Below are 9,872 nucleotides of genomic sequence, written 5' to 3' on the forward strand. Positions count from 1 at the left end.
TCGTGACGGCGCCGGGGCGCCTCCTCGACGAACACCCACCACCGGTCGTCGAGGAGCGAGCGCAGCGAGCGTCACGAGACGTCTGCACCCGAGCGGCGTGACCTCACCCGGTCCGGCTCGTTGTGACGGCGACCACAGCTCGGGTCCGACCGTCGGCGTGGTCGCCCGTGCCGAACCGACCTGCGGAGTCCCCACCATGCCCCTGCCCCCCACCCGCACCCGACGCCTCCTCGTCGCGTCGGCCCTCGCCGTCCCGCTGACCGTGGGCACGCTGGCCCCGGGCACGGTGCCGGCGGCGTCGGCCCGGCCCGCGGCGTGCGCGGCGTGGATGGACCCGCGCGACTCCGCCGACGAGCGCGCCGAGGCGCTGGTGGCGGCGATGTCGACCACGCAGAAGCTGCACATGGTGACCTTCGGGGACACCCCGCCCTACCTGCTCTACTACGGCACCGCCGGGCACGTGACCGGCATCCCGGAGCTGTGCGTGCCCGACCTCGTGCTCAGCGACGCGGGATCGGGGGTGGCGGGTCTGCAGATCGGCACCACGACCTTCCCCTCCGGCGTCGCGCAGGCCTCCACCTGGAACACCGACCTGCAGCGCGAGGTCGGCCGGGTGATCGGTCGCGAGGCCCATCGCAAGGGCATCAACGTGATGCTCGGACCCGGCATGAACATCGCCCGCACCCCCTACAACGGCCGCAACTTCGAGTACTTCGGCGAGGACCCGCACCTCGCGGCCGAGATGACCGTGCCCTTCATCCGCGGCATCCAGGACAACCCGGTGATCGCCGACGCCAAGCACTACGCCCTCAACGACCAGGAGACCGACCGCCAGACCGTCGACGTGCGGGTGGACGAGCGCACCGCGCGCGAGATCTACCTCGCTCCGTTCGAGGCCGCGGTGACCCGCGCCGACGTCGGCTCGGTGATGTGCTCCTACAACCGGGTGGCCGGGGAGTACGCCTGCGAGAACGAGGCCCTGCTCACCGACGTGCTGCGCGAGGACTGGAGCTTCGACGGCTTCGTCGTGTCCGACTGGGGCGCGGTGCACTCCACCGCCGCCTCGGCGATGGCCGGGCTGGACCTGGAGATGCACGCGGTGCCGTTCGCGACCCCGGCCACGCCGGTGTTCGGTGCGGGCGGGCGCTACTTCGACGCCGCCAGCATGCGGCCCGCCCTCGCCTCCGGCGCGATCACCCGCGCGCGGCTGGACGAGATGGTGCGCAACATCGTGCGCCCGATGTTCCGCGAGGGGCTGTTCGAGCGCTCCACCGGCACCAGCCTCGTGCGCTACCTCGCCGACGTCTCCACCCGTGCCCACCGCCGCGTCGCCACCCGGGTGGCCAGCGAGGGCACGGTGCTGCTGAAGAACCGCGGCGACCTGCTGCCGCTGGCCCCGCGCGTGGCCGGCGGGCGCACCATCGCCGTCATCGGCTACGCCGCCAACCCCGTCGGCGCGGCGAGCACCACCGCCGGCGGCGGCTCCTCCCACGGCTCCGGCCTGCCGCCGCGGACGACGTCGCTGCTCACCTCGCTGCTGGCGCGGGCCGCCGACACCGGCGACCGCATCCTCTACGCCGAGGGGTCCAGCGTGATCGACGCGCAGCTGATCGCCTCGCTGGCCGACCTCGCGATCGTCGTGGCCGCCGACGGCTCCACCGAGGCTGCCGACCGCAACCTGAGCATGCAGGCGCCGGTGTGCGCCTCGCTGCTGTGCCTGAACCTGCCCGTGGACCAGGAGCGGATGGTGGAGGCCGTGGTGGCCGCCAACCCGAACAACGTGGTGGTGCTCGACACCGGCGGGCCGGTGCGCATGCCGTGGCTCGACGACGCCGGCGCCGTGCTGCTGCCGTGGTTCGGCGGCATCCAGCACGGGGAGTCGCTGGCGCGCATCGTGTACGGCGTGGACGAGCCCAGCGGCCGGCTGCCCCAGACGCTGCCGCGCTCGATCGAGCAGAACCGCTTCCCCCGCGCGGCCTACCCCGGTATCGGCGGTGTGGCGCGCTACTCCGAGCGGCTGGAGATCGGCTACCGCTGGTACGACGCCCACCGCGCCTCGCCGCTGTTCCCCTTCGGCTTCGGGCTGGGCTATTCCACGTTCCGCTACTCCGACCTGACGGTGACCCCCGACGGCCGCGGCGCCGTCGTCGCCTTCCGGGTGCGCAACACCGGCGACCGGACCGCCGCCGCCGTGCCGCAGGTCTACGTCGAGGCGCCGCGTGCCGCCGGCTCCCCGCCGCGCGAGCTGCGCGGGTTCACCAAGCTGACCCTGCGCCCGGGCGAGTCCCGGACCGTGCGGATCCGGCTCGGCGAGCGGGCCTTCTCGCAGTGGAGCGTGCGCGCCCACGACTGGCGCATCACCCCCGGCACCTACGGCGTCCGCGTCGGCTCCCACTCCCGCGACCTGCCGCTGCGCGGCGTCGTCCGGCAGGGCTGAGGTCGCCTGCCGCGAACGTCCCGACCGACGGTTTGCTCGGTTGGCCGAGCAAACCGTCGCTGGAGGCGCCGGGAACGGTCCTGAAGCGACAGTTTGCTCGGTTGGCCGAGCAAACTGTCGCTCCCCCTAGGGTGGGGGCCATGCGGCTGCGGCAGCCCGACCCCACCACCTGCGGCTCGGCGTGCCTGGTGCGCCTGGCGATGCTGCGCGACCCCGAGCTGGCCGCCACGCTGGGCGAGGACCCGGCCGGCTTCGCCTCCTACGCCCTCGCGGTGCACCGCGGCACCAACTCCTGGCGCGACCCGGCGGGCCGGGTGCAGGTGCCGTGGCCCCGCGCCCTCGGGACGACGCCGTGGGCGCTCGCCCGCGCCTGGCCCACCCCCACTCGGGTGCGGGCCGAGCGCCGCACCGGCGCCGGCGACCTGCTCGCCCGGCTGCACGACGACGTCGCCGCGGGGCCGGTCGCGCTGTACCTCGGCACCCGGTGGCTGCCGCGCCACGTCGTGCTCGTGCACGGCACGACCCGGGGTGCGCTGCGCTGCTACGAGCCCTCCGCGGGACTCGACGTCGAGGTGCCCCTGACCCCGGCCGACCCGGCGCGACCGCTGCCCGGGCTGGGCCGGTTCCAGGTGCCGTGGTTCACCCTCGGCGCCCCGGCCCGACCCCCGGAGCGACGGACGTCACGGCGCCGCACCGCCGGGTGATGCCAGGATGCGGTCATGACGGGGGTATCGGGCGGCCCGGAGGGGCCCGACGTCGGGACCGGGGCCGGCGGTGCGCCCGCGACCGACCGCGTCGTGCCGGTCTACTTCCTTTCCGACTCCACCGGCATCAGCGCCGAGACGATGGGCAACGCGCTGCTGCTGCAGTTCCCCGACACCGTCTTCGAGCGCCGCACGATCCCGTTCATCACCACCATCGAGGCCGCACAGCAGGTGGTGGCCGAGCTCGACGCCGTCATGGAGGGCCCGGTCACTCCGCTGGCCTTCACCACCGCCGCCGAGGACCGCATCCGCAACGAGCTGGCCCGCACCCGCGCCCCGCTGATCGACTTCTTCGAGATGCACATGGCCCGGGTGGAGTCGATCCTGGGGCAGCGGGGGGTGCGTGAGGTCGCGCGGCTGCACGGCGTCGGCGACATCAAGGCCTACAACACCCGCATGGCCGCGGTGGAGTTCACCATCGAGCACGACGACGGCCAGTCGCTGCGGGCCCTCGAGCGCGCCGACGTCATCCTGCTCGCGCCCTCGCGCTGCGGGAAGACGCCCACGAGCATGTACCTGGCGCTGCAGCACGGCCTGTTCGTGGCCAACTACCCGCTGGTGGAGGAGGACCTGGAGTCCCACCAGCTGCCGCGGCCCGTGCGCGACTACGCCGCCCGCTGCTTCGGCATCACGACCACCGCCGAGCGGCTGGCGCGGGTGCGCGCCGAGCGGCGTCCCGACTCGCGCTACGCCGAGCTGTCCCAGTGCCGCTGGGAGCTGCGCCGCGCGGAGTCCCTCTACTCCGGTCACCGGATCCCGGTGATCGACTCCTCCACCAAGTCGGTGGAGGAGATGGCCGCGATGATCCTGCAGACCCTCGCGCGGTCCCGCACCCGCCCCTCCGCCGCCTCCGAAAGGTCCCGGTGACCCCCATGACCGATTCCGCTGCCAACGTCCGCTGGTTCTCCGAGCTCGGCATGGCCGACCTGGAGGAGGTGGGCGGCAAGAACGCCTCCCTGGGCGAGATGGTCTCCCATCTCACCGACCTCGGGGTGCGGGTGCCCGACGGGTTCGCCACCACCGCGGCCGCGTTCCGGCGCTTCCTGGGCGACACCGGCCTGGCCGAGCGGATCGCGGCGATCCTGGACGACCTCGACACCGACGACGTCCGCGCGCTCGCCGAGGCCGGCCGCGAGATCCGGGCCGCGGTGATGGCCCAGCCGTTCCCGGCCGACCTCGAGGCCGACGTCCGCGCCGCCTACGAGCGGCTCGCGGCCGAGGCGGGCGAGGAGGCGTCGTTCGCGGTGCGCTCCTCCGCCACGGCCGAGGACCTGCCCGACGCCTCGTTCGCCGGCCAGCAGGAGACCTTCCTCAACGTGCGCGGGATCGAGTCGGTGCTGCAGGCGGTGCACGAGGTCTTCGCCTCCCTCTACAACGACCGCGCCATCGCCTACCGGGTGCACCACGGCTTCGCCCACGCCGACGTCGCCCTCTCGGCCGGGGTGCAGAAGATGGTGCGCTCCGACATCGGCGCCTCGGGCGTGATGTTCACGATGGACACCGAGTCCGGCTTCACCGACGCCGTGTTCATCACCTCCGCCTACGGCCTGGGCGAGGGCGTGGTGCAGGGCGCGGTGAACCCCGACGAGTTCTACGTCTACAAGCCCTCCCTGCGCGCCGGGCGCCCCGCGATCCTCAAGCGCGGCGTGGGCGCGAAGGCCACCAAGATGGTCTACACCGCGGACGCCACCGTGGGCCGCACCACCGAGTTCGTGCCCGTCGAGGCCGCCGCCGCGCGCCGGCTCTCGCTCTCCGACGACGAGGTGCACGAGCTGGCCCGCCACGCCCTGGTGATCGAGGAGCACTACGGCCGCCCGATGGACATCGAGTGGGGCCGCGACGGCGTCGACGGGAGGCTCTACGTTCTGCAGGCGCGTCCGGAGACGGTGCAGTCGCGGCGCACCGGCGCCCTGGAGCGGTTCAGCATCGGCTCCACCGACGGCGCCGCCGTGCTGGTGGAGGGCCGCGCGATCGGGCAGAAGATCGGTGCCGGCCCCGTGCGGGTGCTCACCTCGGTGGACCAGATGGCCGACTTCGTGCCCGGCGAGGTGCTCGTCGCCGACATGACCGACCCCGACTGGGAGCCGATCATGAAGCGCGCCTCGGCGATCGTGACCAACCGCGGCGGCCGCACGTGCCACGCCGCGATCATCGCCCGCGAGCTCGGCATCCCCGCGGTGGTCGGCACCGGCTCGGGCACGCGCAGCCTCAGCGACGGCCAGGAGGTCACGGTCTCCTGCGCCGAGGGCGACACCGGGCTGGTCTACGAGGGCGTGCTGCCCTTCGACGTCGAGGTCACCGAGCTCGACGCGATGCCCGAGGTGCCGGTGAAGATCATGATGAACGTCGGCACCCCCGAGCAGGCCTTCTCCTTCGCCCAGCTGCCCCACCGCGGCGTCGGCCTCGCGCGGCTGGAGTTCGTGATCAACCGCCAGATCGGCATCCACCCCCGCGCCCTGCTCGACCTCGCCACCGACCCCGGCCTGCTCGAGCCCGGGCTGCGCGCGGAGGTCGAGGAGATCATCGCCGCCTACCCGGGCCCGCGGGAGTTCTTCGTGCAGCGGGTGGCCGAGGGCGTGGCGACGCTCGCGGCGGCGTTCGCGCCGTACCCGGTGATCGTGCGGATGAGCGACTTCAAGTCCAACGAGTACGCCAACCTGCTCGGCGGCCCGGCCTACGAGCCGCACGAGGAGAACCCGATGATCGGCTACCGCGGCGCCTCGCGGTACCTCTCGGCCGACTTCGCCGACTGCTTCGCCCTGGAGTGCGAGGCGATCCGCCACGTGCGCGAGGAGATGGGCCTGACCAACGTCTGGCTGATGATCCCGTTCGTGCGCACCCTCACCGAGGCGCGCGGCGTCATCGACCTGCTCGGCACCCACGGCCTGCGCCGCGGCGAGAACGACCTCAAGGTCGTGATGATGTGCGAGGTGCCCTCCAACGCCGTGCTGGCGCGCGACTTCCTGGAGCACTTCGACGGCTTCTCGATCGGCTCCAACGACATGACCCAGCTGACCTTGGGCCTGGACCGCGACTCCGCGCTGGTGGCCGAGGGCTTCGACGAGCGCGACCCGGCGGTCAAGCACATGTTGTCCCTGGCGATCGCGGCCTGCAAGGAGCAGGGCAAGTACGTCGGCATCTGCGGCCAGGGCCCCTCCGACCACCCCGACCTCGCCGCCTGGCTGCTCGAGCAGGGCATCGAGTCGATGAGCCTCAACCCCGACACCGTCGTCCCCACCTGGCTCCAGCTGGCCCAGCACGGCTCCTGAGCTGCACTTCCGGTGGTGACGGCAGGAGCGGTCAGCCCGCGGGGGCCCGCCTCCGGCGCGCAGCCGACGTCGGCCCCCTGTGGTGGCGAGATCGTCCCGACGCGAGCGAGACCGTGGGCGCGTCGGCACTGCGACATCGGCACTGACCCCGGGTCCCGCACCTGCGTGCCGGTCTCGTCCTGCTGATCCACAGAGCACGCTCCGAGCCCAGCGCGAGGGTCGGCACTCCCCGGCGTCACCGGACTGTGCACTCAAGCAGAAGCAATCCTCGGCAGCATGCCGAACCACGCCTGGCCGAGCGCCGTCCCGAGTTCCACGAGCCGCTCGGGGCGGGGGGTCGACGAGGGTAGAGCGATGTGGACGTAGGCGAACTGTTCGGTGAGGCACACGAGCATCTCGGCCAGCAGTGTGTGGTCGCCCTCGACAATGGCGCCACCGCGAGCCAGGTCGTCCAGCCAGTGATGGATGCGCGACACGAAATCGTCGCGCATCCGGGTCCAGAGCCGCTCGAACCCGTCGTTAGCACTGGCGGTAGCGGCTTCGCGCAACAGCCTCACCGCGTGACGCCGCCGTGCGTAGGCGCGAAGGCAGGCGATGTTGCTGTCGACGAGGCTGGCGAGGTCAGCGTCCTGGCCGGCGCGCTTCGTGGACGCGGCCACAAGGTCTTCCAAACCCGGACGGATCACCTCGAGGAACAGGTGATCCAGGGAGCTGAAGTGACGGTAGAAGTTGCCTTGAGCAGTCCCGGCGCGGGAAACGATGTCGGAGACCCGGGTGCGGGAGTAGCCGTACTCGGCGAAGCACTCCGTGGCGGCGGCCACCAACCGCTGACGGGTCTGCTCGCCACGCCTGTTGGGTCGCTTGGTGGGCGCATGGTCCGCGACGCCGGTATCCGCGTAGATGCGCTCGATCACCCCCGGGGCGGATCCCTCGCCCACCGTCCTCACTGCCCGTGCCTCCCGCTCCTCGACCCCGCACGAGCAACGCACGGGCGAGACAACTCCCGTGACGCCCGCGCCCGATCGACGACATCCCGATGATCCTGGTATGTATCGTACGCATCGCTGATCGCACCCGGTCCCCGCCGCGGCATTCCCCGCGCCGCGGCTCCCAGCCAGGCACCGACCTCTACTCTCCCGCCAGCGGCGGGCTTGCCTCAGCCCCGGGCGAGCCGGGCGTGACGGCGCCCGTAGCCGAGGTAGACCGCGAGGCCGAGGGCGAGCCAGACCAGGAATCGCAGCCAGGTCTCGACGGCGAGGTTGCTCATCAGGCCCACGCACGCCAGCGCGGAGAGCACCGGCACCAGCGGCACGAGCGGGGTGCGGAAGGGGCGCTCCATGTCGGGGCGGGAGCGGCGCAGCACCAGCACGGCCACCGAGACCACCAGGAACGCGAACAGGGTGCCGATGCTCACCATCTCGGCCAGCGTCGCGAGCGGCACGAACGCCGCCAGCACGGCGACGGCGAGGGTGGTGGCGACCGTGAGCCGCGCCGGGGTGCCCCAGCGCGGGTGGATCGCGCCGATCGCGGGCGGCAGCAGGCCGTCGCGGCACAGGGCGAACCCGATGCGGCCCATCGCCACGAGGTCGACCAGGATCACCGAGGTGAGGCCGGCCACCGCGGCCACCGAGATCAGCACCGAGGCCCAGCCCATGCCGACCTGCTCGAAGGCGTCGGAGAGCGGCGCGCCCTCATCGAGGTCGGTGTAGCTGACCATGCCGGTGAGCACCAGGCACACCAGCACGTAGAGCAGCGTGCACAGCAGCAGGGTGCCGATGATGCCGCGCGGCATGTCGCGGGCGGGCTCACGGGCCTCCTCGCCGAGGTTGGCCACGGCCTCGAAGCCGCTGTAGGCGAAGAACACGATCGCGGCCGCCACGAGCACGCCGGTCACGCCGAACGCCGTCGGGTCGACGCCGGTGACCCACTGCCACAGCGGCTGGCGCAGGCCGGTGGTGGCGGCGTCGCCCTCCAGCGGGCGGGAGGCCGGCACGAACGGGCTGAAGAACGCGGCCTTGACGAAGAAGGCCCCGAGCACGATCACGAACACGCAGACGCTCACCTTCACCACGACCAGGGCGTTGGTGAGCCACGCGCTCTCGCGGATGCCGACCACGGCCACGAGCCCGAGGGCGAGCACGATCGCGACGGCGCCGAGGTTGACGTCGGCGGCCTCGCCGAACAGCGACGTCGGCAGGTCGAGGGCGTCCTGGAGGTAGCCCGACCAGCCGCGCGCGACCACCGCCGCGCCGAGGGCGAACTCCAGGATGAGGTCCCAGGCGATCACCCAGGCCGCGACCTCGCCGATCGTGGTGTAGGCGTAGGTGTAGGAGCTGCCGGCGGTCGGCACCGCGGCGGCGAGCTCGGCGTAGCAGAGCGCGGCGAGCAGGGCCACGACGCCGGCGATGACGAAGCTGATCACCACCGCCGGGCCGGCGTAGTTCTTCGCCGCCGTGCCGGTGAGGGTGAAGATGCCGGTGCCGATGACGATGCCCACCCCGAAGCCGACCAGGTCGCGGGCCCGCAGGTGGCGCCGCAGCCCGCCCTGGCCGTGCTCGCCGGTGGCCTCCGGGTCGGCGGCCTCCTGGGCCAGCACGTCGTCGACGGGTTTGGTGCGGAACAGCCCGGTGTCGGTCATCTCCTCCTCCTTCCGACAGCGCGACGCGCCCACACCCCTCCTTGCGGGTGTGAGCGCGTCGGCCGTAATCCGTGACCGGGCGCGATCAGCCGGCGGTGCGGTTCTCGGCGTCGACCATCCAGGCCAGCTGCTCGAGGCGCTCGAGGACGCCGTGCAGCAGGTCGGCGCTGGTGGGGTCCTCCTCGTCCACCGCGTCGTGCACGCGACGCACGGTGCCGGTGACGCCGTACAGGGCCGCGACGATCCGGTCGATCACCTCGGCGGTGTCGACCTCGGCGTGCGGGAACTCCGGCAGGCTCGACTGCGCGGCCACGCTGGCCGGACGGGCGTCGGGCACGAGGTAGAGCGCCCGCATGCGCTCGGCGACGTCGTCGGAGAAGGCGCGGGCGGCGTCGACGATCTCGTCGAGCTGCAGGTGCAGGTCGCGGAAGTTGCGACCCACGACGTTCCAGTGGGCCTGCTTGCCCTGCAGGTGGAGGTCGGTGAGGTCCACCAGCACGGACTGCAGGTGGGCGCCCAGCTCGGCGGAGGCCTTGAACGGCACGGGGGCGACGGCGCGGCGCGGCGCCGTGGTGGGCACCTCGGTGTCGGCGGCGTCGGCGGGACGGGTCTCGTGGGTCAGGGTCATGCGCTCACTCCTTCATCGGGGGGCTGACGGGGGTGCTCCCTCGAACTTTGCCCACCTGGAGCGGGCCCAACCGTCGCCGTCGTCACAAGCAAACGGCAGCCGGAATCAGCGATTCCGGCTGCCGATTGCTTGTGAC

At 72.7% G+C, this 9,872-nt stretch carries 7 protein-coding genes; 4 read left to right on the top strand and 3 right to left on the bottom strand.

Features of this window, described 5'->3' with window-relative positions; translation table 11 throughout:
* The first annotated feature begins 196 nt into the window (after positions 1-196).
* The 4 genes from ACERUN_RS01610 to ppsA all read left to right on the top strand — a co-directional run bounded on the left by ACERUN_RS01610 (position 197) and on the right by ppsA (position 6,470).
* On the top strand, positions 197-2,437 hold the full coding sequence (locus tag ACERUN_RS01610) for a beta-glucosidase (RefSeq protein WP_370287816.1): 2,241 nt from the start codon (positions 197-199) through the stop codon (positions 2,435-2,437).
* A gap of 140 nt (positions 2,438-2,577) precedes the next feature.
* The gene (locus ACERUN_RS01615; protein ID WP_370287817.1) at positions 2,578-3,141 is read left to right on the top strand and encodes a hypothetical protein; all 564 of its coding nucleotides are present in this window, start codon (positions 2,578-2,580) and stop codon (positions 3,139-3,141) included.
* A gap of 15 nt (positions 3,142-3,156) precedes the next feature.
* Positions 3,157-4,068 (top strand): pyruvate, water dikinase regulatory protein, encoded by a 912-nt coding sequence (locus tag ACERUN_RS01620; RefSeq protein WP_370287818.1) that lies wholly within the window; start codon positions 3,157-3,159, stop codon positions 4,066-4,068.
* Positions 4,069-4,073: 5 nt separating this feature from the next.
* Positions 4,074-6,470, top strand: a complete 2,397-nt coding sequence (gene ppsA / locus ACERUN_RS01625; RefSeq protein ID WP_370287819.1) for a phosphoenolpyruvate synthase — start codon at positions 4,074-4,076, stop codon at positions 6,468-6,470.
* A gap of 251 nt (positions 6,471-6,721) precedes the next feature.
* Here ppsA and ACERUN_RS01630 read toward each other — a convergent pair whose 3' ends face one another.
* The 3 genes from ACERUN_RS01630 to ACERUN_RS01640 form a co-directional block, all read right to left on the bottom strand.
* The gene (locus ACERUN_RS01630; protein ID WP_370287821.1) at positions 6,722-7,384 is read right to left on the bottom strand and encodes a TetR/AcrR family transcriptional regulator; all 663 of its coding nucleotides are present in this window, start codon (positions 7,382-7,384) and stop codon (positions 6,722-6,724) included.
* 242 nt (positions 7,385-7,626) lie between these two features.
* Entirely contained in the window at positions 7,627-9,108 is a 1,482-nt protein-coding gene (locus ACERUN_RS01635; RefSeq protein WP_370287822.1) for an amino acid permease, read from the bottom strand.
* An 85-nt stretch (positions 9,109-9,193) separates the two neighbouring features.
* Entirely contained in the window at positions 9,194-9,736 is a 543-nt protein-coding gene (locus ACERUN_RS01640; RefSeq protein WP_370287823.1) for a Dps family protein, read from the bottom strand.
* Positions 9,737-9,872 lie beyond the last annotated feature (136 nt).

Source organism: Nocardioides sp., assembly GCF_964229035.1.
Classification (GTDB): domain Bacteria; phylum Actinomycetota; class Actinomycetes; order Propionibacteriales; family Nocardioidaceae; genus Nocardioides.

Coding starts and splice junctions, on each gene's coding strand:
- ACERUN_RS01610 (WP_370287816.1), top strand. CDS start 197: ATGCCCCTGCCCCCCACCCGCACCCGACGCCTCCTCGTCGCGTCGGCC.
- ACERUN_RS01615 (WP_370287817.1), top strand. CDS start 2,578: ATGCGGCTGCGGCAGCCCGACCCCACCACCTGCGGCTCGGCGTGCCTG.
- ACERUN_RS01620 (WP_370287818.1), top strand. CDS start 3,157: ATGACGGGGGTATCGGGCGGCCCGGAGGGGCCCGACGTCGGGACCGGG.
- ppsA (WP_370287819.1), top strand. CDS start 4,074: ATGACCGATTCCGCTGCCAACGTCCGCTGGTTCTCCGAGCTCGGCATG.
- ACERUN_RS01635 (WP_370287822.1), bottom strand. CDS start 9,108: ATGACCGACACCGGGCTGTTCCGCACCAAACCCGTCGACGACGTGCTG.
- ACERUN_RS01640 (WP_370287823.1), bottom strand. CDS start 9,736: ATGACCCTGACCCACGAGACCCGTCCCGCCGACGCCGCCGACACCGAG.